The following is a 24,403-nucleotide window of genomic DNA, read 5'->3' as shown; positions in this document are numbered from 1 at the left end:
GCTTCAGGCGACCAGTCGGTAACACGGCTCGTATTTCGTCCCCGGCAGCTTCATTCTCTTCTGCGCCACGAACGTCGCGAGCAATTCGTCCAGGGGATCGAGGATCGAACGGTCGCCGCGGATCTCGAACGGCCCTTCCTGCTCGATCCGGCGGATGCCGTCGGCCTTGACGTTCCCCGCGACGATCCCGGAGAAAGCCCGCCGCAGATTCGCCGCCAGCGCATGAGGAGGCTGGTTCCGGTGCAGGGCGAGGCCGGCCATGTTTTCGTGGCTCGGCACGAAAGGCGTCTGAAACGCCGGTTCGAGGTGAAGCAGCCAGTTATAGTAATAGGCGTCGTCATGGTGGCGCCGGAACTGCCGCACCAGATCGATGCCTTCTTTCATCCGTCGGGCGACCTGCGCAGGGTCGCCGATCACGATCTGGTAGCGCTTCCGTGCTTCCTGCCCCAGAGTCGCGCCGATGAAGCGGTCGATCTGCTCGAAATAGCCAGCGCTGTGGCGGGGGCCGGTGAAGACCAGGGGAAACGGCAGGTATTTGTTTTCCGGATGCAGCAGGATACCGAGCAGGTGCAAAACCTCCTCCGCCGTACCCACACCGCCAGGAAACACGACGATGCCATGGCCCGTCCGCACGAAGGCCTCCAGGCGCTTTTCGATGTCAGGCATGATGACCAGTTCGTTGACGATCGGATTGGGCGGCTCGGCGGCAATGATGCCGGGCTCACTGATACCGACATAGCGCGGGCTCCGGATACGCTGCTTGGCATGGGCGATGGTGGCACCCTTCATGGGCCCTTTCATCGCACCCGGTCCGCAACCGGTGCACACGTCCAGTCCCCTCAGACCCAGTTCGTGGCCGACTTCCTTGGTGTACTCGTACTCGCCGCGGTCGATGGAATGACCACCCCAGCACACCACCATGTTCGGCGGCACATCGGGGATTAGGCAATTGGCGTTGCGGAGGATGTGGAACACTGCATCGGTGATGTGCCGCGATTGGGACAGGTCGAATTTGGGATCACCGACGATCTCGAAGCGGGTATAGACGATGTCCCGCAACACCGAGAACAGGTGCTCGCGTATCCCACGGATCATTTCACCGTCCACGAAAGCGCTCGGCGGGGGGTCGATGAGTTCCAGGCGCACGCCGCGCGCCGTGGGGAGAACTCGGATGTCGAAGTTGCGGTACTTATCGAACACCGCCCTGCTGTCATCGACCTGGCCGCCGCAGTTCAACACCGCGAGCGAACAATTGCGGAACAGTTCGTGAAGAGCGCTCTCGCTGCTGTCGAGCAACTTCCCAACTTCGAGTTTGGAAAGGACTTCGAGACTGCCTTCCGGGCTGACCTGGACATTCATGGCTGACATGGGTTCAGGGGGCGGATAACCTGTGGATAACTTTGTGGGAAAAATGCGGGATATGCCCGAATAGCTCCGTCAACTGCCACGGCATCGCCGTCCCTCGTCTCGAGATTCTCATAAAATGACTTTTAATACAAATATTTGCCGACACGGCTTCGGCATGGGACAAAGACCTTCAACAAAACGGGGCGATCCGTACGATTGTGCACAACTCGCAGCAGAATGCCCTGTCAGCGTGCATTCCAGTCACACAAAGAACGCCATGCGGGATGGCTGTGAATGAGCCCCAGCGCCTGTTCGAGCAGACTCCTGCCCGGCTCGCGCCGATGCCAAGTGGATGCGCCGGATGGGTGCGGCAGCGGAATCAGATCCGCTCTTACCCCTCCGAGTTCGACACGGTGCCGCTTCCCCACAACGTCGCCGAGCTGCCCGAACGTCAGAAACCGGCTCGCCGCGAGCTTTCCCACCGGAATGATCAGCGCCGGCCTGAGCAGATCGAGTTCGGTATGCAGCCAGACCGAACACCGCTCGATCTCCTGCGGAGCCGGGACACGGTCTCCGCCCTTGGGGTTCTTGCCGGGAAAACAGCGACATACCGCAGCCATGTAGACCCGCTCCCGGAACGTTTCCTCGTCCAGGCCGATGTTCGCGAACCAGCGGAACATCGTCCTGCCCGCCGTCCAGGCGAACGGCCTGCCCAGCGCGCCCTCTTTTGCGCCCGGCGCCTGCCCCACCAGGTACACCGGCGAGACGACCGGCTGACCCACGACCACCGGCGGCACCATGTCCGGGCAACGGCTGCACCGCCGTAACTCGGCTTGATGGCGCTCTATCGCTTCCGTGACGTCAGTCAATGGCTTTCGCCCCGGCTCCAGGCAAGGGTGTGCAGCCGCATCAAGGTATCCGGATCGGAAACGAGGCTGCGCTTCTCTGCGCTGGAAAGCGTTTCCGGGCCTTCCTCGACCAACTGATACATCAGTGCATGCCGTTGGTGGCGCAGACGCTTCTTCGGAAGCCGCTGAGGAAGCAATGCCGCATGCAATGCACAGGCGGCGGGATCGACGATCTTGCCGTAGCTGCTTTCTTCCACGCCGGAGTCGCGCTCGAGATTCCGATGTAAGAGTTCGATCACCCGGGGAGCCCGGGATTCCTCCGGCGTCAAAAACAGCCCAAGCCGGCGGGCGAGGAGACCCAACCCGGCGCTGCTGGAAATCATGGAGGTCGGTATGGCGAAAACGAGGCCAGCGAGGACCGGGGTGAACCACCAGAAAAAGCTGGGCACATAGTAATAGCTGAGGGCACCGGCGACGATGCCGACCAACGTCTGTCCACCGTGGGCCAGAAACGCCTCCTTGAAGCTCAAGCCATGCGCATCGCGTTGCTGGGGCGGCCAGCCCACACTCTTCCTCGCCAGAATGGAGATGACGAATTTGCTCTGGTAAAGCATCAGCACCGGCGCGGTGAAAATCGAGAACACGCTCTCGAAAAGCACGCTGAGCGTCACCCGGAAAACGCCCCCGAACGCCTTCAGCTTGCGGCGGTTGCGGGTAAAAAGCAGAACGAGGCTCCACAGTTTGGGCAAAAACAGCATGGCCAGGGTGACCAGGAGGACCGTCGTCATCTCGACGGCGTAGGACTCCGGCCAGACCGGGAAGATGTTGTCACCGAAAAAGTACACCGGCAGAGTCTGGCTTTGGATATAGGCCTCGAAACCGGTGATGAGCAGGAACAGCAGCCACAAGGGGGACGAGAGGTAGGACATGATACCCATCACCAAATGCAACCGGCTGATGCCGGAGAGTCCGCGGGCGAACACCATGCGGACGTGCTGAAGATTGCCTTGGCACCAGCGCCGGTCCCGCTTGGCGTAATCGATGAGGGTGGGCGGCAGTTCTTCATAGCTGCCGGCAAGCTCGTAGGCCAGCCAGACTTCCCAGCCCGCCTCCCGCAGCAGGGCAGCCTCGACGAAGTCGTGGCTGAGGATTTCGCCACCGAAGGGCTCGCGGCCCGGCAGCCTGGGCAGGCCGCAATGTTTCACGAACGGCTGCATGCGGATGATGGCATTGTGGCCCCAGTAATTGCTGTCGGCGAGCTGCCAGTACGACGACCCGGCGGTGAAGATGTCTGAATACAGACTGCTGGCGAACTGCAGGATCCGAGCGAACAGCGACTTCTGATTGACCGGGAGCGGTGGAGACTGGATCAGCGCGACGTTGGGATGCGCCTCCATCAGATCCACCATGCGCACCAGCGTCTCGCCACTCATCAGACTGTCGGCATCGAGCACGACCATGTAACGATAGCGGTTGCCCCAGCGATGGCAGAACTCCTCGATGTTGCCGCTCTTGCGGGCGATGTTCTTTTCCCGGTTGCGGTAGAAAATGCGCCCGTGCCCGTCGAACTCCTCGCACAGCCGGTACCAGCGAGTCTCCTCCTGAATCCAGATCTCCGGGTCGCGGGTATCGCTCAGGATGAACAGTTCGAAACCCTCGGAACGCCCGGTTTCCAGCAGGGATTGCCAGATCGCCGCCAGGCCGGAAAACACCCGCTGTGGATCTTCGTTGTAGATCGGCATGACGATGGCCGTCCGCAGCGGCGTCGCCTCCGGCTCCGGCGACGCCGTCGGCGGCAAACGGCCGATCGACTGGCCGTCGCCGCCGAACAGCAGGACCAGAAAACCGATCGTCGCAGTCCAGAACGACGTGCTGATCCACAGGATAAGCAGTGTATAGAGCAGCAGCAGCACGAGTTCCTGCGGCGTCAGGCCGTTCTGCTGGAAGGCACTGGTGATCATGAACATGGCGGCGAAGGTGGTCAGCGTCACCAGGGTCAGGAACACGGTTCGACGGAACAGCCTGGGCCGGCGGGGCATCGGCGAATGAACGGCCATGCGGGTCCTGATGAATCAGACGGATTTGAAGAGAAAGAAGCGAAGCTTCTGCGGCTGCATCGACGCGGGCGCCTCGGGCGGCTGAGCCTGGGGAAGGTGTCTGGACAGACGCGAGGCCAGCGCCGGATTGGCCGAGGCAGTCAGGTAGACCTCGTCGGCAGTGACCCCCGCATCGGCCAGCAGCAACGCGGCGCGCGCAGCCGCGATCAACGCCGGCTCGCGACCGGCATTCACGCCCAGCGCCCGCGCCAGCGCCTGATCCAGGCGCCGCTGGGCTTCCTCGATGGCGCGCCGCGACAGCTCGGCCGGGTCGTGTCGGGAGACGCGCCGGCGAGCCCGTTCCACGCATTCCGCCGCCAGCCTTTCGATGAGGGCTGGATCCTGGAACCGAAGGCGCCGTAGATAAGATCTGACTGTTTCCCCGGTCTCGCAAGCACCGTGCGCGGTGGTATCGGCTGCCATGGCCGCAGAAACGGCCGCCGGCTCGGCACTCATTGAGCACTCCATTGATACAGCCAGGTCTCGGTGAGCACGTCCTTGCCTGCACGCAGCACCGCACGCAACTCGACGGGATCCTTATCCTTCTCAGGCTCCAGCTCGAAGCTCAGGCGCCAGGCCCCGGTCTCGGTGTTCTTGTGGACCACCGTGTCGCGGATCGAGCCCGAAGAGGTGCCAACGTCCGCTTCGATCTTCGCGTCCTCGCCGTACAGTCTCAGGGTTTCGCTGGCGAAATCGACCACGAACTTGCGTCTGCCGGCTTCCTGGGCATTGGTGCCACCCGCACCGATCCGGGTCGCCTGGACCTTGCCGGAACGTGGCGCCATCAGCTCGTCGGAAGTGAAATGCAGCCGGTACGAGAAGCTCATCTCCTTGCCCGCATCGACCGGCTGATCCGGCACCCAGAACGCGACGATGTTGTCGTACTTCTCCGCATCGCTCGGAATCTCGATGAGATAAATCGCACCGGGACCCCAATCACCCACGGCTTCGACCCAGGACGTCGGCCGGCGATGATAATTCGCCTCCAGATCCTGATAATGGTCGAAGCCGCGGTCGCGCTGGAGCAAGCCAAACCCGTTGAACTTCTCGTCCCGGAACACGCTGATCCGCAGATGGCGAGGATTGTTCAGGGGACGCCAGATCCACTCGCCGTTGCTGCGAGAGATAAGCAAGCCGTCCGAGTCATGGACTTCAGGGCGGAAGTCGTCCGCGAAACGGTCGGTGTTCTCGCCATGGAAGAACATGCTGGTCAGCGGCGCTATCCCCAGACGCTCGACCTTGCGGCGGAAATAGAGATGATGGGTCACGTCCAAGGCGGTATCCAGGCCCGGTCGCAGCACGAAGCGATAGGCACCGGTGACACTGGGGCTGTCCATGAGCGCGTGGATGACCAGCTCAGACCCACCCGGGGCCGGTTTTTCGATCCAGAACTCCCGGAAGACCGGAAACTCTTCCGCCTTGGTGAGCCCGGTATCGACCGCCAGCCCCCGGGCCGAAAGGCCGTACGTCTGGCCCAGACCCACGGCGCGGAAATAGCTGGCGCCCAGGAAGACGGCGGCTTCATCGAAAACGTCGTTGCGGCGCAAGGGGTAATGGAAGCGGACACCGGCAAACCCGAGGTCGGCATCGAGCGGGCCCGGCAGCGGGTTCTTGCCGAAGTCGAACAATTCCGGCGAATAAGCCAGGCGTGTCGCTTCGCCGTTGCTGACCACGTTGATCATGACCCGGTCCTTGAACATGAATCCCCGATGGAACAGCTGGATCTGGAAGGGCAGCCCCTCGTCGCGCCACAGCGCCTTTTCAGCCTTGAAGCGGATATCGCGGTACTGATCGTAGTCCAGTTTGCCGAGGAATTCCGGCACACCGCCGTCGTCACGGACATAGGGTTGGGCTGCCAGGGCACGGGCGCGCCGTTCAACCACATCGAAACCAAAAGGCCTGTCTTCCTCTGTGGCCGGAGGCAGGGGGGTGGAACTCGGGAGCGGTACCGGTGCGGGCTGTCTCGCCGGGCCTGCGTGCGCCAAACCGCCGGCCCATGCCAGGCACAGATACAGGAGCATCCCGGTGCGTCTGTTCAATGGAATCGTTCTCGCCAAGAGAGTTGCAAAAAAACCAATCGAGTGCCGGCACGCCGCCGGGCGGGGAGATCTACGGATGGAGCGACGCCCCTCAGGACGCCCGGCGCATCATCACCAGCGGCATCACAAAAATGCTCACGCGTTGGCACATCGTGCCGTTCATAGTATACAACGGGGTGTCCATTACCTGAACTTGAACCCCTGCCATCCACACGCACGAGAGAGAGGCTTGTGAAAGAGCTGCTATTGATCCGGCATGCGAAATCCGCCTGGGACGACGCATCGCTCAGCGACCGCGACCGGCCGCTCAACAAGCGCGGCAAGCGCGATGCCCCCTTCATGGGGAGTCTGTTGCGGTTCAGAGGCATGGAACCCGATTGCATGGTGTCCAGCCCCGCGCGGCGGGCGCGGAAAACCGCCCACCTCATTGCCAGCAAAGTCGGCTACGACAAAGACTCCATCGTCATCGCGGAAGAACTCTATCTCGGCGGGACGAGGGCCATCGTGGAATTGGTGCGGGCGCTGGACGACAAGAACGGGCGGGTGTACGTGATCGGCCACAATCCCGACCTGTCGGAAGCCGCTTCCTGCCTTATCGGCGAAAGTCTGGGACAGATACCCACCTGCGGCATCGTGGCGATCGAATTCCCGCTCGACAGTTGGGCGCATGTCATGGAAGGCGCCGGCCGGCTGAAATTCTTGGACTACCCGAAGAAACACCTGTCACCCTGAAGGCCCGGGTTTGTCATGGCGGCTCGCCGAGGTCGCCCGTCGACGGGATCCGCAACAGGATCTTCACTCGCGCATCGGCCTGGGCTTGCCGCACATAGCCGATGGCCGCCGGCGTGGCAGCGACGAACCGGAGCACGGCCTCCTCGGACGAGAGCACCTCAGGCGGATTGATGCCCTGGAAATACTGCTCGTTCCAATATTCCTCCATGTCCTCGGGCAGGGCGTCGAACACGGCGAGCGAGAAGAGCCGGCGCAGAGGATGCGCGGGAGGTAGGTTCACCGGAATCCAGCGGTCGCCATACGCGTTCACCATGCTCTTGCGCTTGAAGATGAGCTTGACCGTGTCGAGGGACAGCTTGTCCAGACGGCTTCCGGCTGCGGCGACCACGGCTATGGATTCCCCCGCCCAGGGAAACGCCTGCCAGGATGCGAGAACAAGGATGAGGAGCAACCGGCACACGGCGATCAAAACAACACCGCAAACGACCCGTACAGACCGTCCGGAGCCGAAATTTCGTTATGGCTGCCGATCCGGTACTCCACCTTCCAAACCAACGGTGGGACGGGTCGGAATGCCAGTCCGAACACGCCCAGCTGCCCGGCTGGCTGCTGTACCTGATCGAAATACTCGTAGCGCCCGATGGCGTACCAATGGCTTACCAACGGTGCCACCCCCTGCACAAAGCCCTGGTACAGACCTTGGAGCCCGCCGTTCCGGTATACCCACTCGGTGTTGAGTTCGAACCGGCGGTAAAACCAGGCCCCTTCGACGCCGACGAGGTTGAAGCGGTGGCTGGGATCGTCATGCAATTGGTAATTGACATAGGACAGCCCCAGCTCCAGGTTGTCCGCCAACGAATAAAGCCAGTGGGAACCCAGAGCATTGTCGAACGGATCAGCCGAGCGATACGGATCGAGGTCTTCCGTCAGGTCGGCATAAAAGGCATAGTCCATGTGCCGATCCAACACGGGGAAACCGCCGTGCAGCATCAGGCCGGTGGCATGCTTGGAGAACAGATCGTAGGTCGCGACCGGCCGTGTCGTGGTCCAGGTCAGGGGGCTGGCGTGGAGCAGGTTCCAGCGGCCAACGGGGGTCAGAAACTTGCCGAAACGTAACGAGAACAAATCGTCGAACAGCCGGTCGATGTACAGACGTTCGAGTTCGAAATGCGCGTTGCGGGTACTGAAACCCTGGTTCCCCCCCGCGGTCAGCGCTTCGCCCACTTCGGTTTCCGAAAAGAAGCGCCAGTGCGCGTGGTCGGTCCAGGTCGTGAAAAGGCTGAGATCGCTGACGCTGAATTCCCATGGGCCGGGACTCGGCGCTCCCGCTTCGACGCTGGCATAACCGCCGAAGCGGATGCCGGTATCCCCTACGGCCAAACCCCGCCCCAGCTGATAGCTGGAGCCATCGCCGCCTGGTTCGGCCCGCGCGGCGGACAGGACAAGAACCGAGAGGAAAAAGAGACGGAGTCGGGCGAGCAAAAGCTTGGCCGTCGGCGACAGGATGGTGAAAAATTCGGCCTGCGAAAGCAGGCTCCACAGGAACCACGAATGTTACATTAACTTCGCGAACCGGACTCTCCTTCCCGTCTCATGACCATCTCCCGGCTGCTGCTGATCGCCTTCCTGTCGCTGACTTTCCTGGCGTTGGCCCTGTTGGCGAGCCTTTCGTTCTTCGCCTCACGCGAAGCGCTGGCGGAGGAAATCGGCCGCAACCTCGCCAAGGACGCCACGCTGTTGATGGAACAGGTCGACATGCAGTTGTTCGAGCGCCTGCAGAACATCCATTCCTGGAGCCGGCTCGACGTTATGCAGGACGCCAGAGTGGGCGATGTGGACAAACGGCTCGCCCGCTTCCTCACGGACATCCGCCAAGGCTATGGCGAGGTCTACAGCGAGCTCTTCTTCGCCGACGGGACCGGCCGTGTCGTCGCCTCCAGCACCACCGCCGCCATCGGCCGAACCCAAGCGCTCCAGGCACCTTGGGTCGGCGCCAAGCTGCCCAATGGCGAAGTCTTCCTGCAACCGTTGGATCTGCAAGCGCCCTACAGCCAGGCCTCCCTCCTGATCCACACCCCGGTTTACAGCCGTTACGACGGACGCGAAATCGGCGGTCTGTACGGCGCATTCGACCTGTGGCAGATTTTCCGCCTGTTCGACCAGGCCGAACATTCCGTTTCGGGCAACCGGTACGTCGCCCTCATAGACCAGGAAGGACGTCTGGTTGCCGGTTCGGCGTCGTTGCGCGATCGTGGACTCCTGCTGGCAAAAGCATTGTCGGACTGGCGCCCCGACGGCATGGCGACGTTCACCCGGAACGGCGTGCCGCTGCTGAAGGGGGAGGTCTTGATCGGACATGCCGCTTCCCGCGGCTATCAGGGTTATCCTGGCCTCGGCTGGTCGGTCCTGGTATTCCAGCCGACCGAGCAGGCCTTTCGCTCGGTGAGGGCACTGCTCTGGCTGTTCAGCCTGGTTTTCCTCGTCACCGGGCTACTCGCCGGCGTCGCCGCGCTGGCGGTCGCCGGCAGGATCGCCCGCCCCCTGGTCCGGCTGACGGCCTGGACCCGAGATTTCGTGCGTCACGAAAACGCCGTCGGCCCTCACATCGCCGGCACCCGTGAAGTGAGGGAACTGGGAACGGCATTCGGACAGATGCTCGAGAATCTGCAACAATCCCGCCAGCAAGTCATCCACGCCGCAAAGCTGGCGATGGTCGGCGAAATGGCCGCGATCATGGCGCACGAGGTACGTACTCCTCTGGGAATCCTGCACACCTCGGCGCAGATGCTGCAGCGCGAACCGCTACTGAGCGCCGAAGGGCTTGAACTGACCCGCTTCATGCTCGACGAGTCGGCGCGGCTCGAGCGGCTGATCTCCACCCTGCTGGAATGCGCTCGCCCCCGCCCGCCGAGAATGCGGTCGTGCGATGTGCACGCCATCGTGCGGCGCGTCGCCGATTTGCTGGCGACCCAGGCGCGGAAAAAGAACATCCGCCTCGGCTGCTCGCTGAAAGCGGAAAATTCGACGACGGCATGCGACGAGGAGCTGCTGATGCAAGTGTTCCTTAACCTTGTCATGAACGCCATCCAGATCACCCCTTCCGGGGGACGTGTGGAAGTCCGCTCGAGCTCGGATCGGGAGACACTGTCGGTGGAAGTCGACGACGATGGTCCCGGAATCCCCGAGCAAAACCGCCCGAAAGTGTTCGATCCGTTCTTCACCACTCGCGAAGGCGGCATCGGCTTGGGGCTCACCGTCACCCGCCAGATCGTCGACGCCCATCACGGCCGCATCGTCGCGGAAGCCTCCGAGTGGGGCGGAGCGCGCTTCAAGGTCAGCCTGCCACTGAAGGAGGAAACCACGTCATGACCAGACCCTGCATCCTGGTAGTGGACGACGAACCCAACGGCCGTCGGATGCTGGAAATACTGCTGTCCCGGCTGGGCTGCGATGTGTTGTCGGCGGGCGATGGAAAATCGGCCCTGAAGCAAATCGGCGAAAGCGCCATTGATCTGATCATCACCGACATCAACATGCCGGAACTGGACGGGTTGAGCCTGCTCGCGGCGCTGAAAACCATGGGCATCGCGACCCCGGTCATCCTGGTGACAGCCTATGGCACCGACGAAAGCGCGCTCACTGCCCTGAATCAGGGCGCATTCGACTACCTGGTGCGCCCGCTCTGCCTGGACCGGGTGGAATCGGTCATACGCAAAGCGCTGGAACGGCATTGAGACGGCCGTCAGCCGAGCAGGGCGATGCGCATGGACAGATCGATCGCGCGGAGGTGTTTGGTCAATCCGCCTACCGAAATGAAATCCACCCCGGTTTCCGCCACGGCACGAATACTGTCGAGATCGATGCTGCCGGACACTTCCAGTTCCGCACGCCCTGCGGCGACGGCTACCGCCTTGCTCAAGGCATCCCGTTCGAAGTCATCCAGCATGATCCGGTCGGCACCGGCGGCCAAGGCCTGTTCGAGTTCCGGGAAGTTTTCCACCTCGACCTCGACGAGGACACCCGGATGCAGTCGTCGCGCCGTTGCCACCGCCTCACCGATGGAGCCGGCGGCGGCGATGTGATTTTCCTTGATGAGCACGGCGTCGTAGAGACCGGCGCGGTGATTGTGGCAGCCTCCGCACCGCACGGCGTATTTCTGGGCCAGACGCAGGCCGGGAAGGGTTTTCCGGGTGTCCAGGACTTTCACGCCGGTGCCGGCGACGGCCTGGGCGTACCGGCGGGCGATGGTCGCGGTCCCGGACAAGGTCTGTAGCAGGTTGAGCGCCGTGCGCTCGCCGCTGAGCAACGCCCTGGCGTTTCCTTCGACTTCACACACGCGGTCAGCGGCGGAAACTTCCGCGCCTTCCTCGGCCAACCAGATTACCCTGACGGCAGGATCGAGCCGCCGGAAAACGGCCTCGAACCATGCCTGCCCGCACAAGACCATGGACTCCCGGGTAACGACCTCGGCCCGGGCGGAAACCGACGCTGGAACGACGTCGGCCGTCAGATCGCCGGCGCCTAGATCTTCGGCGATGTAGCGATCGATGTCGTCGAGGTTCAACTCGACCGGGGTCTGGCTCATCGGCCTATCCGTGCGACTTCCTGGCCCCCTTCTCCTTAGCGGAGTTAGCGGATTTGGCTTTGCTGGCCGACTTGCTTTCCCTGCTTCCGGGTTTCTTTCCGTTCTTGGCTGCCGCGGGCTCCGCCAAGGCCACGATTCCTTTCAATTTCTCCAACTCGATGGTCCGTTCGGCGGATGGCATCGGGATCAGACCGTCGGCGATGAGATAGCCTTCGTCACCCCAGGCCCTATCGCTGGTGAATTCCTTGAGATAGGCCTCCATGCCCGGTGCCAGGCCCAAATGCGCCTGTTTGACATACATGTAAAGGGGCCGACCCACCGGATAGCGCTGTGATTTGACGGATTCGTAGGTCGGCTCGATGCCTTCGATGGGAGCCGCGACCAGTTCGGACCGGTGCTTGGCAAGGACGCCGAAATCGATGATGCCTAGGCCATGGCCGCTTGCTATATGATCAATGATGCTGCTTTCCGGCTCACTCTCGTAAACACCGTCCTCGCGGATGGACTGGCAGAGTTTTTTGAACCTGGCCTCGTTGGCCAGCATCATCTGTTTCATCGCCGGAAAGCCCGCGCAGCCCGCTTCGAGCACGTCCTCGGCGAAAGTGTCACGGGTTCCGGAACTCAAGGGCGGTCCCCACACTACGATGGGCAGATCCGGCAAGGCGGGGTTGACTTCGCTCCATTTCCTGTAGGGGTTCGGTATCAGCCGGTCGCAGGACCCACTGCACTTGGGGTCCGGGACCATTTTGGCCAAGGCCAGGTACAGGTCGCGGTTGGTCAAGTTCCAAGGCCCGTCTTTACGTGACTGCGCGATGACGATGCCGTCATAGCCGATCTTCAATTCGGTGATTTCGTTCACGCCGTTGAGCCCGCATTCCTCGCGCTCGACCTTCTTCATCATTCGGGAGGCAAGCACGATGTCGGGATAGTTCCGACCCGTCCCTTCGCAGAACAGCTTGATGCCGCCGCCGGTGCCGGTGGACTCGACTTTCGGCTTGCGGATCTTGCCCGATGCCGACACATGATCCGCCACGGCGCTGGCCAGGGGGAAAATCGTCGACGAGCCCGCGATCAAGAGATAAGGGCGTCCGAATTCCGCTTGCGCCGTTGCGGCATGGAAAAACAGGACTGAAGCGGCGGCGTACGCCGGGAATCTTTTTAGCACCTGATATCCTCGTGAATGGGTTGGATCAACAGCAGTGGCGTCTACCCGAACGTCGGGTATCCGACGGGGCGGATTGTACTACTGCCTCGGCGCGCGCCAAAAAAGCAAACCCGCCGGAAGGCGGGTTTGCGGGTCGGGCTGGGCGGTACGGAAGGCCGGCCGAAGCCAGCCGCCGGTCAGTCACCCATCCAGATCAGTTCCACGCGGCGGTTCTTTTCACGATCCGCTTCGCTATGCTCGGGAACCAGCGGATATTCCTCGCCATAGCCCTTCGGATAGAGCTGGTTGGTCACGCCCTTGGCCTTCAGGTAGTCGGCCACCGAATGCGCACGGCGAATCGACAGGCGCATGTTGTACTCGTTGGTACCCTCGGTGCTGGTATGGCCGGCGACTTCGATGTCGCGCTTTTCGGGGAAAAGGATCAGGTTTTCCGCCGTCTCGTCGAGGATACGCTTGGCGCTGTCGGTCAGCTCGGCCGAGTCGTACTTGAAGTTGACGCCATGCAGCTCGATGCGGATCAAGCAGCCATCGCTGTCGACCTTCGCGCCCTTCATCGTGCCGGGGCATTTGTCGAGGCAGTCGTTCACACCGTCGCCATCGGAATCGCGCGATTCGCAGGTGTCCTGCGCAACCGGTGCGGCGGCCACTGCTGCATGGGGCTTCTCGCCGAACGGAACCATGAAGCCGATGTTCAGTATCAAACCGTGCTGGTCTCCAGGACCATTGTTGTCCGCCAGCACGTTGGCACGGTAACGAAGGTCACCGCGGAGCAGGAAGTTGTCGCTCAGCTCGTAGTTTGCACCGAGCCCGGCTTCCCCCAGGAAACGGGTCGATCGATTATTTCCGTTGTAGCCCCAGGTCGAACCACCGGCGGCAACGACCGCATACGGCTGGAACGCATCCCTAGAAAAGTAATACTGCACATCGACCACGCCGCCGTACATGTCCGCGTTACGGTTCTCCGGCCCACCTACATTGGTGGTGTTGCCTTCGTAATGATTCCACAACGGACGTACTTCGACATTGAAGTATTCATTGATAATCTTGCCGATGCCAAGACCTGCGCCCCAGGCTTGCTGAAGAATGCCCGGACTACGACCCGTATAGGTGTACTCCGCGACCGGCGCAATGTACCAGCGGTCGTCCATGAAAGTCTCTTCGGCCTGTACCGAAGCGGTCGCTGCGGCCACCATGCCCAGCGCCATCAAAGTGCGTTTAACCATACCCCGTCTCCTTAGCAAAAATGCAACAAATCACGCGTGATAAAACAACAGGTCCAATAGTAAAACAGCCTAACAGACGAGCGCAACCACAATCCCACCCCCTCCATTGAATTTTCTTGACAGGCGGATTCGAGCCCGATCCGGGGGGATTCAGTGCAAATGATAGAAAAAGAAGGACCCGGAAAGGAACTCGCCGGTTACTCTGGGTCTCCCCTGTCCGCGCCGGGCACGACGCGGCTCGACGGGAAAAGACAGGTGAACCGGCTGCCTCGGCCCAGCTCACTGGCGATGAGCAATTCGGCATCATGCCGCGACATGACGTGCTTGACGATGGCGAGTCCCAGGCCGGTGCCCGATTTGTTGCGGCAGCCTTCGATTTCCACCCGATAGAAACGTTCGGTGAGACGGGGAATGTGTTCCTTCGGAATTCCCGGACCGGTATCTTCGACATCCAGCCGGGCGGCTCCGGATTCCTCCTGCGACCAGCGTACCGTCACGGTATCGGACGGTCTGCTGTACTTGATGGCGTTGGAAATCAGATTGGCGAACGCGCTGTGCAGGTCGGTCTCGTTGCCCAGCAGGGAAACCTGCGAATCGAGCTTCAGCCGCACGGGCGTGTGTTCATTCGCCTCCGCCACGTTGGCTTCCTTGCACAGCCGTTCCAGCAGAGCGGGCACCCGAACCACGGCCGCCGGCTTGGGCGGACCCGATTCCAGCCGGGTGAGGGAAAGCAGATTGTCGACCAGACTCTGCATGCGGCCGGTCTGTTCCACCATGCGCTGGACCATCTTTCGGTAGGCCGACGGGGGGAGATCCTGCCCGGCCTCGTTCAGCGTTTCCATGTAACCCTTCAAGACCGTCAACGGCGTGCGCAGCTCATGAGAAACGTTCGCCACGAAATCACTGCGCACCCGCTCCATGAAACGGAGCTGGGTCACGTCCTGGGCGATCAGCAGCCTGGAGTCCTCACCGTAGGGGACGACCCGAACCTCCAGCTGCATCGCCTCGTCCACCGGAGAGGGGATGCAGACGGTCGCGCTGTCCCGGGAATTCTTCAAGTGTTCGGCGAACTTCGGATAGCGCACCAGATTGCCGATGTTCTGACCGAGATCGCTCTTGCGGAGGCCGAGAAGACGGCAGGCCGATTCGTTGAACCAGTCGATTTCGTCCCGCGCACCCAGCACCACCGTGGCGTCCGGCAAGGCGGAAGTCGCCGTCCGGAATTGCTCCAGCATGCGGATGAGCTGCTTCTTACGCCGTTTGTTGCGGCGGCGCAGTTTGTGGATCAGGTAATAGATTTCTTCCCAGATTCCCGTGCCGGCGGGAACACGGCCGCTCCGCCCGCCCCGCATCCAGACATACAGGCGGTTGGCATGGACCAGGTGATGAAGCAGGTACAAGAGCGTGCCGACCCACAGGGCGAAACCGAAGTCCTCAGCGATACGGCCAGCGATGACCGCAACCAGCACCACCCAGAATATCGTGAAGAGCTCGGAGGCCCAGGCCCGGAACATGCGTCAGTCGGGCCGCGTCGAGAAACGATAACCAAATCCGCGGACGGTCTGAATCATGTCTTCCCGGTCGTGTTCCGAAAGTATCTTGCGCAGCCTCCGGATATGGACATCGACCGTGCGTTCCTCGATATAGGCACTGCGGCCCCACACCTGGTCGAGCAGCTGGGCCCGACTGTACACCTTGCTCGGGTGGGTCAGGAAAAACTCCATCAGGCGGTACTCCGTCGGACTGAGGTTCACCGATTCGTCATCGATGCTGAGTCTGTGTTCATCGGTGTCCAGCAGGATACCGCCGATCTCGATGCGCCCGTCCAGCTTGGACTGCCGGTTGCTGCGACGCAGGACCGCACGGATGCGTGCGATCAACTCCCGCGGCGAAAAGGGCTTGGTCACGTAGTCGTCGGCGCCGACGTCGAGCCCCCTGATCTTGTCTTCCTCCTCACCGCGGGCCGTCACCAGGATCAACGGGATGTCGCCATAATTCTCGTCCTTCTTCAGGCGACGCGCCCACTCGACGCCGCTGACGCCGGGCAGCATCCAGTCCAGCAGGATCAGATCGGGTTCCTGTTCGTCCATCCGGTTCAAGGCCTGCTGGACGTCTCCTGCGGTCTGCACGGCGAAATCCGCCTGTTCGAGGACCAGGGTCAGCATCTCCCGGATGGCTTCCTCGTCTTCCACTACCAGCACGTTGATGTCGGACATTCTTCGGATTCCAGCGTTAAAAAACCGCGTCTAATCTAATTACCGAAGATTACCGTCCCGTTACAACTCCGCGTCAGGCCGGGGGACGAAGGCGGCGCGGTCAGTCTCAGCCCATCCGGGAGAATTTCAGCTTTCCGTTCTCGACATCCACCCCGATCACGTCGCCGGCTGCGAAGCGACCGGCGAGTATGTCCAGCGCCAGAGGATTTTCCAGTTCCTGCTGAATGGTCCGCTTCAGCGGCCTCGCCCCATAGACCGGGTCGAATCCGGCCTCGCCGAGCAGGTCCAGCGCAGCGTCCGATACCACCAGGGACAGTTCGCGCGCCTCCAGGCGTTCCTGGAGATGGCGGACCTGCAGCCGGGCGATGGCGCGGATCTGCTCCCGCCCCAGGGGATGGAACACCACCGCCTCGTCGATGCGGTTGATGAACTCCGGCCGGAAATACTGACCCACGATTTCCATGACCTCGGCCTTCATCTCGGCGTAATGCGCCTCCCCCGCCAACTCCTGGATGCGATTGGAGCCCAGGTTGGAGGTCATCACCACCACCGCATTGCGGAAATCCACAGTACGGCCATGGCCATCGGTGAGGCGGCCATCGTCCAGCACCTGCAGCAAGACGTTGAAGACGTCCGGATGGGCCTTTTCGACTTCATCCAGCAGGATCACGGAATAGGGCTTGCGCCGCACGGCCTCGGTGAGGTAACCACCCTCTTCGTACCCGACATAGCCGGGCGGTGCCCCGATCAGGCGGGCGACCGAATGCTTTTCCATGAATTCCGACATGTCGATGCGTACCATCGCCTCGTCGGTGTCGAACAGGAATTCGGCCAGCGCCTTGCACAATTCGGTCTTGCCCACGCCGGTCGGCCCCAGGAACAGGAATGATCCATTCGGCCGGTTGGGATCGGCCAGACCCGCGCGGGACCGGCGTATGGCATTGGCCACTGCGGTAATCGCCTCCTGTTGGCCAACCACCCGCCGGCTCAGGTTCTCCTCCATGTGCAAAAGTTTCTCACGCTCACCCTCGAGCATCTTCGCCACCGGAATTCCGGTCCATTTGGAAACGACCTCGGCGATCTCCTCGTCGGTGACCTTGTTGCGCAGCAGACGGAACTCGCTATCCTCACCGGCTTCGGCCACGGCCAGCCGTTTTTCCAAAGCCGGGATCCGTTCATACTGGATCTGGCCGGCGCGGGTCAGATCGCCGCTGCGCTTGGCGTTGTCCAGGTCGAGCCGGGCCTTTTCCAGTTCCTCCTTGATGCTGGCGGCGCCGGAGAGCCGGGCCTTTTCGCTCTTCCAGATCTCCTCCAGATCGGCGTATTCCTTTTCCAGCTTGCCGATCTCGCCTTCCAGTGCCTCCAGCCGCTTCTTCGATGCCTCGTCGGTCTCTTTCTTCAAAGCTTCGCGTTCGATCCGGAGCTGGATCAGACGGCGGTCGAGCCGGTCCATTTCCTCCGGCTTGGAATCGATCTCCATGCGGATGCGGCTGGCGGCCTCGTCCACCAGGTCGATGGCCTTATCAGGCAACTGGCGGTCGGTGATGTAACGGTGCGACAGCGTGGCGGCGGCCACGATCGCCGGATCGGTGATGGTGACGCCGTGATGGACCTCGTAGCGTTCTTTCAGGCCCCGCAGAATGGCAATGGTGTCCTCGACGGTCGGCTCATCCACCAGCACCTTCTGGAAGCGCCGTTCCAGCGCCGCATCCTTTTCTATGTATTTGCGGTATTCGTCCAGCGTGGTGGCCCCGATGCAGTGCAATTCCCCGCGCGCCAGTGCCGGCTTGAGCATGTTGCCGGCATCCATGGCCCCTTCCGCCTTGCCGGCGCCGACCATCGTATGCAACTCGTCGATGAACAGGATGACGCGGCCTTCCTGCTTGGCGATGTCATTGAGGACGCCCTTCAGCCGCTCCTCGAACTCACCACGGAACTTCGCCCCGGCGATCAGCCCCGCCATGTCCAGAGCCAGCAGGCGCTTGCCCTTGACGCCTTCCGGCACTTCACCGTTGACGATGCGCTGGGCCAATCCCTCGACGATGGCCGTCTTGCCCACGCCCGGTTCGCCGATCAGCACCGGATTGTTCTTGGTGCGCCGCTGCAGCACCTGGATGGTCCTGCGGATTTCGTCGTCCCGGCCGATCACCGGATCGAGCTTGCCGCGTTCGGCACGCTCGGTCAGATCGATGGTGTATTTCTGTAAGGCCTGACGCTGGTCCTCCACGTTCGGATCATCCGCCGCCTGGCCGCCACGCATCGCCTGGATCGCGCGTTCCAAGGCCTCCTTGGTCAAGCCGGCCTTGCGCAGGAGCTCGGCAAGTTCGCCGCGCGATTCCAGCGCCGCCAGCACGAACATCTCGCTGGTGATGAACTGGTCACCGCGTTTCTGGGCGAGCTTGTCGGTCAGGTTCAGCACCCGCGACAGCTCGGCCGAAATCTGCACGTCCCCGCCGACGCCTTCCACCACCGGCAGACGCTCCAGCGCCGCACCCAAGGCCTGCTGCAGTTGGGGCACGTCGGCTCCGGCCTGAATCAGCAGCGGCCGCACCGTACTGCCTTCCTGATCGAGCAGCGCCGACATCACGTGCACTGCTTCGATGAACTGATGATCACGTCCGAGCGCCAGGCTCTGGGCATCGGCGAGGGCCGCCTGAAATTTGCTGGTCAGTTTGTCCATTCGCATCGGTTCAACCCCTCAAGGTCGTATTCAATTGTCCGAGGTTGTGAGGGCGGGAGCGCTCATTTCAAGCATACTCTCGGAGTACCCAAGGTGTGGGCCATGTGTGACAATAACCGCAGGGGAGAATGCCCCGGACAATGGCTTCGGCGATTCATGATGACTTTTCGCTCCGGCGTTGTCTAACCAAATGCATGCCTCGATCGTGCATGATTACTTACCTTGGAGGATTTGAGCTGCCATGAGCAATAAATTCCAGAAAACCTCGCTGTCGACCGTCGTGGGCACCGCCCTGGCCACCTCCCTGTCGGCCGGTACCGTCGCCGCCGAGAACCCCTTCGCCGCCAAGGAACTAACGAGCGGCTACATGCAGGTCGCCGAAGCCGGCAAAGAGCAGAAGGAAATGAAATGCGGCGCCGAGGTGATGAAAAACAACCCGGAGATGAAGTGCGGCGCCTCGATGATGCAGAGCACCGACACCAAGGCGATGGAAGGCAAGTGCGCCGGCATGAAGAAAGATGGTGCCTCCCCGGCTCCCGCTCCGGCCGAGACCCCCAAACCCTGAATTTCCTACGGGCTGCGCCGCGCGGGATGAGCGACCGACCCACCGGCATTTGCGGCGCGGGCCTCGGCCTCAGACGCAACTTCATCGAATCTGTCGCCGCCGATCCGCCGGAATCGGTGGATTTCTATGAAGTCGCGCCCGAGAACTGGATGCGAATGGGCGGCCGCAACGGTCGCCTGTTTCGTTCTCTGACCGAACGCTTCCCGTTCGTCTGCCACGGACTGACGCTCTCCCTCGGCGGACCGACGCCTCTGGACCGGGCCTTTCTCACCGAACTCAAGGCGTTCCTGGAATACCATTCCATCTCACTGTACAGCGAGCACCTCAGCTACTGCAGCGACGAAGGGCATCTCTATGATCTGCTGCCGATCCCGTTCACCACCGACGCGGTGGACTACGTCGCGGCACGCATCCGCCGGGTCCAGGAAATCCTGGAGCGGCGCATCGCCATCGAGAACATTTCCTATTACGCCGCGCTGGGCCAGGAAATGGACGAGATCGATTTCCTCAACGCCGTGCTCGCGGAAGCCGATTGCGACCTGCTGCTCGATGTCAACAACATCTACGTGAACAGTGTCAATCACGGCTACGACCCGACGGCCTTCCTCCGGGCCCTGCCACCCGAGCGCATCGTCTATGCCCACATAGCGGGCCACTACGTACAAGCACCGGATCTCCTGATCGACACCCATGGCGCGCCGGTGGTGGACCCGGTCTGGGAACTGCTCGGCACCGCCTATGAGACCTTCGGCGTTTTCCCTACACTGCTGGAACGGGACTTCGACATCCCTCCTCTGTCCAGACTGCTGGACGAGCTCGGTACGATCCGAGCCATGCAGCGACGACCGGCGGCCGAACCCAAACTGTGTCATGGCTGAAACCGGATTCGCCTTTCAGCGCCTGCAGCGAGCTTTCGCCTCCCACATCCGGGATCCTGCACGGCATCCCGCTCCAGCCGGCATCCCCTCCAAGCGGATCGCGATCTATCAGGAACTGCTGTACAACAACATCGAAAGTTTCATCGGTCACGGCTTTCCGGTCATCAAACGGATTCTGGGCGAGGAGCGCTGGAATGCGCTGGTACGGGATTTCTTCGCCTGCCATGTCTGCACCACCCCGTATTTCTCCGAGATAGGCGAGGAATTCCTCGCCTATCTCGAACAAGAGCGGAAAGCAGGCGGGGACGACCCTCCCTTTCTGTTCGAACTCGCCCATTACGAATGGGTCGAACTCGCTCTGGCCATCCATCCTGCCGAGGCGTTTTCGCGATCAGACGGCCTGCCGCCAGACTGGCTGGACCGAAGCGTGGAGATTTCCCCTCTGGCCTGGCGACTGGCCTACCGGTACCCGGTCCACCGCATCGGTCCGGATTTCATGCCGGATTCCCCCCCGGAAATACCCAGCTTCCTTCTGGTCTACCGCGGCCGGGACGACCGGGTGCACTTTCTGGAGTGCCCACCACTGCTGTATCGCCTGTTGGAACGGTTCGGCGAAAGCGGGACCTCCACGCTCAGGAAACATGTCGAACGGCTGGCGGCAGAAACCGGCGGCGATACCCTGATCCTGAGCCGGCAGGTCGAGCCGGTACTGGCAGACCTCCACGAGCGCGGCATTCTCCGCTTCATCTGACAGCCCTCAACTCAGACTCAAGAGGGCGACGGTGTCACCGTCACCGGGGGTCAGTTCCACGTCGAGCAGATAAATCCGCGTCGGCTCGATCCCTTTCTGCACGAGATAGCTGCGTACTGCCGCGGCGCGCGCCTGCGCCAGTCGGCGCAGATCGATTTCGCTGATGGACCAGTCCTTCAACACTTTCCCCCGGGCGCTTTCAAAAAGCTCCCCCCCAAGCACCCGCTCGCCTCGCGGCAACGCCGCCCATTCCGCTGCTCCGGGGTAACGGAGACGGTAGAAGTGACTGAACAAGCGGCGATAGTCCTCCCCGGACAGGACCGAGGAACCGGCCGGCGCCCTGTCTCGGTCTCCTCCAGCAAGACGCAGTTCGATGGCTTTGGCATTCTCCAGTTGCCGCCGCAACTGCTGTTCTGCCAGCGCGCCCGCATCCCTGCCGCTCCGGGCCGTTCCGCGGATTTCCAGGGACAGGCCGGGGCGTTGCGAAAGCGCTGTCGCCAGTTCGTCCAGCCTACTCTTTTCGGCACCCTCCAGTTCGAACGAACCAGGACGGAAATCGATCGAGCCGGCATCGTCACTGCCGCCGTCGAACAACATGCCGATCGCTGAAAACGGCGAGCTGACCACCTTGGTGATCACCCCCACGGCAGCTTTCGTCAACAAGCCGGTGATGCTGAACTTGGGATCGTCCAAATTGCCGCTGATGGGCAAATCGATGTTGATCTTGCCGTCCAGCCCCCGCATCAGGGACACCGCGAGCTTCACCGGCAGGGAAGTCGCCTCCGGGCTGTCGACGCGCTCACCCAGGGTCAGATGGTCGAACACCAGGTTGTTGTCGGCCAGCAGTTTCCGGTCGCGAAGCCGGTAATGCAGATCCAGGTCGGCCTTGCCCTTGTCGATGCGATAACCGGCGAAGCGGGCGGAATAAGGCGAGAGTTCGGTGAGATCGACGTTCTTGAAGCGTATGCTGAGGTCGGCGAAGGTACCGAACAGGAACGGGTTGATCCGGCCGCTGATGGTCACCGGTGAGGTATCGCTGATGCTGCCCTTGATCGAGACTTCCGCCTCGGCGTCCGGCCTGGACGACAAAGACTGGACGACACCGGTCAGACCGCGAATATCGACGGAAACGCTCGGCTGGAGACTGAGGTCGGAAAAATCCGCGGAGCCATCGCGAACCAGGAGGGAACCCACCGTGACCGCGAACGGCCGGCTCGCCTGCCCAGACGGGGCAGCGGGCTTCGAACGCGGCTGAAACAGATTTTCGATCAAATTGAGCGTACGTTCCCGGCTCACGACGATACGGGCATAGGGCCTGTCGGCGACCAGTTGGCGTATGCTCAGCCGGTTCGCGGACGTTTCCAGTGTCAGTCCTTCCGCGCGCAAGGACCGCCAGTGAATGAAATCCCTTCCATCCTTCCTGTCCACGGTAACCAGGCCGGCGATTTCGGCCGTTCCGCTGAAACGAACGTCGTTCCCGACCGGACGGTATGCCAGCCCCCCTTCGAGGTTGAGCCGTCCCTTGGCCAGATCAATCCGGGCGAAATCGTCGAGATAGGATCGGAACGACCGCAGACCGAGGTTTTCCACTTGCAGGCGCAGCTCGGCTTCCGGTGGATCGAAACTCCCGGAACCCTGCACGCTGATCCTGCCCTTGCGGTCCACGACAGATTCCAGACGGAGCGCGAATTTTCCCTGCCGAGTATCCACTCCCTGGAGCCGTATTTCCAAATCATCGAGGCTGATACGGGCTGGCGGATCGACGCCATGGTCGGCGAGGTTGAGCCGGTAATTTCGGATCACTCCTTCCCCCAGACTGAACGCCCAGCCTTCGTTAGAAGAGCCAGGACGTATCACACCGGCCCAGTCACCGAGAAAACCAGGAATTTCGAATTCCCTTTTTGGCGAAATCCAGGCACTGATTTCAGCATCGGCGGAATCGAACTTGGCCATCGAAAAAGACCTTTTTACGAAATCGGCCGCCACATCGTCCGCTGACATTTTTCTGAAACGAATCTCCGGTGGTTCACCCAAGGTCGCGGAAGAATCCCAGAGCCTCATGCCCTCCCATCCGAATCCTCTCGCCGCCAGCCGGGTTCCACTCCATTCCAAACCATTGGACCAGAGATTGGAAACTGCCGCCGCCATGCTTCCAGACCCGCGGTCCTGGGTCAGGTCGACGGTACGTATGGCGATGCTCCCGGCCTGCGCCGAAAACCTGTACAAATCGAGCGACAGCTTTCCCACATCCGCGTCACGAATCCGGACCTTGACCCCAGTCCGGGAAGCAACTGCCAGGGTATCTATATGTGACTTGGCCAACCTCAGCGTCGCCGTGGCACCATCGTATTCCAGCCCGTCGAGGCGGATGTCGTCGACCTCCCAATCTGCGTCCGGACCGTTTTTCATGCCCCATCGAACGTCATGCCATATAAGATTCGATTTACCCAGCCTGAACACTTGTCCTGCCTCATCCGATCCATATTCAAACGCCAGATTTCCTTTCATCCTTCCTTGCTTGATCACGACGCCCATCCCTTCGAGATAAGCCGCGATGGATGTCAGGTCGAAATCATCCAGGTAGACGACTGGATTCACATGAAAAGGAATCAGCGTGAGTTCCGAATTGCCGCGAACCTCCGCCCGGCCTGCAATGGAAGCCTTCATTTCCAGGCGCGCTGGCTCGCTCAAATCCGGACCCAGACCGTAAAGATCGGCATTCACCTCCGAGGCGTTAAGGTGGACCTTGCTACCTTCCTCGAAGAATTCCACGCCAGCGTTTCTGATGGAAAATCGTTCGACACCAAAAGGCACCCGTGGAGGAGGCGACTCTCCGGTCCCTCCCATGAGCTTGGTCCAGTTGGAAACCCCCTTGGCATCCAGACATATACGCAGACCGACCTGGTCCGCCATGCCCTCCACCACAAAATACCCGCTTCTCAGGCTGGCCGCCACGGCGATATCGAAAAAGACGTGCTCCGCCGTCAGGGCGGATTGGCCATCGAGGGTGGCCAATGCCATCTGATCGAACTCCAACCTGCCTGAAAAGGGATTGAATCTGACCTCCGTCAACCGGAGCGACCCCTGCAATCGCGCTGCCGCAATCTCCGGTAACCTGGCTTTAAGGCAATAGGGAACGATCCATAATCCGGCAGCCGCATACAAGACGACGAGGAACAAAAACCAGACCGCCGGACAAACGATGGCGCGTCGGCGTTTATTCCGAATGAATTCGAAATGCATTTCGAAAAGACCCGCAGACGCAGGATTCAAATGAC

General features: G+C 61.6%; 21 protein-coding genes. 7 read left to right on the top strand and 14 right to left on the bottom strand.

What is annotated here, in order from left to right:
- Positions 1-3 precede the first annotated feature (3 nt).
- From ppnN to ACSHWJ_RS07895, 5 genes are all read right to left on the bottom strand, one after another.
- On the bottom strand, positions 4-1,368 hold the full coding sequence (gene ppnN, locus ACSHWJ_RS07915) for a nucleotide 5'-monophosphate nucleosidase PpnN (protein WP_010962275.1): 1,365 nt from the start codon (positions 1,366-1,368) through the stop codon (positions 4-6).
- 224 nt (positions 1,369-1,592) lie between these two features.
- Positions 1,593-2,147 carry a uracil-DNA glycosylase family protein gene (locus ACSHWJ_RS07910; RefSeq protein ID WP_432539651.1) on the bottom strand — a complete coding sequence of 185 codons (555 nt, stop codon included), beginning with the start codon at positions 2,145-2,147 and terminating at the stop codon, positions 1,593-1,595.
- Between the two features lie 65 nt (positions 2,148-2,212).
- Positions 2,213-4,252 (bottom strand): glucans biosynthesis glucosyltransferase MdoH, encoded by a 2,040-nt coding sequence (gene mdoH / locus ACSHWJ_RS07905; RefSeq protein WP_017364818.1) that lies wholly within the window; start codon positions 4,250-4,252, stop codon positions 2,213-2,215.
- Between the two features lie 15 nt (positions 4,253-4,267).
- Positions 4,268-4,747, bottom strand: coding sequence for a hypothetical protein (locus tag ACSHWJ_RS07900; protein WP_010962278.1), 480 nt, complete (start codon positions 4,745-4,747; stop codon positions 4,268-4,270).
- On the bottom strand, positions 4,744-6,174 hold the full coding sequence (locus ACSHWJ_RS07895; protein WP_218796722.1) for a glucan biosynthesis protein G: 1,431 nt from the start codon (positions 6,172-6,174) through the stop codon (positions 4,744-4,746). Before ACSHWJ_RS07895 ends, ACSHWJ_RS07900 begins: the two co-directional genes overlap by 4 nt.
- A 155-nt stretch (positions 6,175-6,329) precedes the next feature.
- Between ACSHWJ_RS07895 and ACSHWJ_RS07890 the strand changes: the two genes are divergently transcribed.
- Together ACSHWJ_RS07890 and ACSHWJ_RS07885 are read left to right on the top strand one after the other, a co-directional pair.
- On the top strand, positions 6,330-6,521 hold the full coding sequence (locus ACSHWJ_RS07890) for a hypothetical protein (RefSeq protein WP_017364820.1): 192 nt from the start codon (positions 6,330-6,332) through the stop codon (positions 6,519-6,521).
- 40 nt (positions 6,522-6,561) lie between these two features.
- The gene (locus tag ACSHWJ_RS07885) at positions 6,562-7,062 is read left to right on the top strand and encodes a SixA phosphatase family protein (RefSeq protein ID WP_017364821.1); all 501 of its coding nucleotides are present in this window, start codon (positions 6,562-6,564) and stop codon (positions 7,060-7,062) included.
- Between the two features lie 13 nt (positions 7,063-7,075).
- Here ACSHWJ_RS07885 and ACSHWJ_RS07880 read toward each other — a convergent pair whose 3' ends face one another.
- Together ACSHWJ_RS07880 and ACSHWJ_RS07875 are read right to left on the bottom strand one after the other, a co-directional pair.
- Positions 7,076-7,450, bottom strand: coding sequence for a hypothetical protein (locus ACSHWJ_RS07880; protein ID WP_010962281.1), 375 nt, complete (start codon positions 7,448-7,450; stop codon positions 7,076-7,078).
- Positions 7,451-7,527: 77 nt separating this feature from the next.
- Complete coding sequence (locus tag ACSHWJ_RS07875) at positions 7,528-8,544, bottom strand: hypothetical protein (RefSeq protein ID WP_081423439.1); 1,017 nt, start codon at positions 8,542-8,544, stop codon at positions 7,528-7,530.
- Positions 8,545-8,655: 111 nt separating this feature from the next.
- On the opposite strand from ACSHWJ_RS07875, the gene ACSHWJ_RS07870 reads away from it, so the two are divergent.
- Together ACSHWJ_RS07870 and ACSHWJ_RS07865 are read left to right on the top strand one after the other, a co-directional pair.
- Entirely contained in the window at positions 8,656-10,431 is a 1,776-nt protein-coding gene (locus tag ACSHWJ_RS07870) for a cache domain-containing protein (RefSeq protein WP_432539600.1), read from the top strand.
- Positions 10,428-10,796, top strand: a complete 369-nt coding sequence (locus tag ACSHWJ_RS07865; RefSeq protein WP_218796725.1) for a response regulator — start codon at positions 10,428-10,430, stop codon at positions 10,794-10,796. Before ACSHWJ_RS07870 ends, ACSHWJ_RS07865 begins: the two co-directional genes overlap by 4 nt.
- An 8-nt stretch (positions 10,797-10,804) precedes the next feature.
- On the opposite strand, the gene nadC is transcribed toward ACSHWJ_RS07865, so the two are convergent.
- The 6 genes from nadC to clpB all read right to left on the bottom strand — a co-directional run bounded on the left by nadC (position 10,805) and on the right by clpB (position 18,937).
- Positions 10,805-11,647: a carboxylating nicotinate-nucleotide diphosphorylase gene (nadC, locus tag ACSHWJ_RS07860; protein ID WP_218796726.1), complete on the bottom strand. Its 843-nt coding sequence runs from the start codon at positions 11,645-11,647 to the stop codon at positions 10,805-10,807.
- A gap of 4 nt (positions 11,648-11,651) precedes the next feature.
- On the bottom strand, positions 11,652-12,812 hold the full coding sequence (locus ACSHWJ_RS07855; protein WP_432539599.1) for a substrate-binding domain-containing protein: 1,161 nt from the start codon (positions 12,810-12,812) through the stop codon (positions 11,652-11,654).
- A gap of 176 nt (positions 12,813-12,988) precedes the next feature.
- Complete coding sequence (locus ACSHWJ_RS07850; protein ID WP_010962287.1) at positions 12,989-14,035, bottom strand: OmpA family protein; 1,047 nt, start codon at positions 14,033-14,035, stop codon at positions 12,989-12,991.
- Between the two features lie 197 nt (positions 14,036-14,232).
- Positions 14,233-15,549 carry a phosphate regulon sensor histidine kinase PhoR gene (gene phoR, locus ACSHWJ_RS07845; protein WP_010962288.1) on the bottom strand — a complete coding sequence of 439 codons (1,317 nt, stop codon included), beginning with the start codon at positions 15,547-15,549 and terminating at the stop codon, positions 14,233-14,235.
- Positions 15,550-15,552: 3 nt separating this feature from the next.
- On the bottom strand, positions 15,553-16,251 hold the full coding sequence (phoB, locus tag ACSHWJ_RS07840) for a phosphate regulon transcriptional regulator PhoB (RefSeq protein ID WP_010962289.1): 699 nt from the start codon (positions 16,249-16,251) through the stop codon (positions 15,553-15,555).
- A 106-nt stretch (positions 16,252-16,357) separates the two neighbouring features.
- Complete coding sequence (clpB, locus tag ACSHWJ_RS07835; protein WP_218796729.1) at positions 16,358-18,937, bottom strand: ATP-dependent chaperone ClpB; 2,580 nt, start codon at positions 18,935-18,937, stop codon at positions 16,358-16,360.
- Positions 18,938-19,172: 235 nt separating this feature from the next.
- On the opposite strand from clpB, the gene ACSHWJ_RS07830 reads away from it, so the two are divergent.
- Genes ACSHWJ_RS07830 through ACSHWJ_RS07820 form a run of 3 tightly spaced genes read left to right on the top strand, consistent with a single transcriptional unit; the run spans position 19,173 to position 21,125 of the window.
- Positions 19,173-19,496: a hypothetical protein gene (locus ACSHWJ_RS07830; RefSeq protein ID WP_010962291.1), complete on the top strand. Its 324-nt coding sequence runs from the start codon at positions 19,173-19,175 to the stop codon at positions 19,494-19,496.
- A 26-nt stretch (positions 19,497-19,522) separates the two neighbouring features.
- Positions 19,523-20,374, top strand: a complete 852-nt coding sequence (locus ACSHWJ_RS07825) for an HvfB family MNIO-type RiPP peptide maturase (protein ID WP_432539598.1) — start codon at positions 19,523-19,525, stop codon at positions 20,372-20,374.
- Entirely contained in the window at positions 20,367-21,125 is a 759-nt protein-coding gene (locus ACSHWJ_RS07820) for an HvfC family RiPP maturation protein (protein WP_432539597.1), read from the top strand. Before ACSHWJ_RS07825 ends, ACSHWJ_RS07820 begins: the two co-directional genes overlap by 8 nt.
- Positions 21,126-21,131: 6 nt before the next feature.
- Here ACSHWJ_RS07820 and ACSHWJ_RS07815 read toward each other — a convergent pair whose 3' ends face one another.
- The gene (locus ACSHWJ_RS07815; RefSeq protein ID WP_435920145.1) at positions 21,132-24,368 is read right to left on the bottom strand and encodes a DUF748 domain-containing protein; all 3,237 of its coding nucleotides are present in this window, start codon (positions 24,366-24,368) and stop codon (positions 21,132-21,134) included.
- Positions 24,369-24,403: the final 35 nt, after the last annotated feature.

This window comes from Methylococcus sp. S1M, from assembly GCF_051295855.1.
In the GTDB taxonomy this organism is placed as follows: Bacteria; Pseudomonadota; Gammaproteobacteria; order Methylococcales; family Methylococcaceae; genus Methylococcus; species Methylococcus capsulatus.
Note: the sequence above shows the minus strand (reverse complement) of the source record. Positions and strands in the feature narration are given on the sequence as shown.